The following is a 676-nucleotide window of genomic DNA, read 5'->3' on the forward strand; positions in this document are numbered from 1 at the left end:
TTTCTTCAGCGCTCAAGCCTTTTTCTGCGTCAATACTTAGCCTAGCCAGAGTGTATTGATCATAAGCCTCTTCTGAAGCATAAAACGCCTCATATACCTCAGCGTCCAGGTATTGTGCACGCATCTCCGATAGAGCATTTAGTTGCTCACTTAATAAAGCGACATAACGACCTTTATCGGCCATTAACTCTCCGTTCTCCATCATGCCTTTAATTGACTCTGAGCGGCTGAGTTCATAGTCATATAAGGCCTGTTTTAAAGAGATATACTGAGCCAAGATCTGCTTCGACTGAGTCAGTGCAGGCTCCTGCAAATAGTAACTCAAGTATTCATCAATTCTAGCCAGCACGACATCCAACTCTTCTTCTTCAATAGTTGACAGGAAATAATCAAACACTCTTTTGATATCGCTAGAGATACGTAAGTTACCCTGCTCATCTACTTGCAAGCTTTGCTGCATCTGGGTCCCTTGAAGCGAATCAGGCAATGCACCTAGTCGACTCTCATATGCAAGCGTACTGATAAGCTGAGCACCTTCCGCCAAATTACTAGCCAAGGGCTTAGCCTCAAGCTGAGATATTTTATTGTCTTGATGTAAGCTGAGGTGATTAGCATGAATCGGCGCAGCCTCATCAAATACAAAAGTACTTAAAATCATCGCAAATGCTGCTACGCC

1 protein-coding gene is annotated in these 676 nt (G+C 43.5%); it reads right to left on the minus strand.

The genetic code is table 11. From position 1 onward, the window contains the following. Positions 1-658: lipase secretion chaperone (locus A3756_RS04440; protein ID WP_304438855.1), on the minus strand; the 658-nt coding region annotated here is incomplete at its 3' end. Positions 659-676 lie beyond the last annotated feature (18 nt).

The sequence above is a fragment of the Oleiphilus sp. HI0086 genome, from assembly GCF_001635225.1.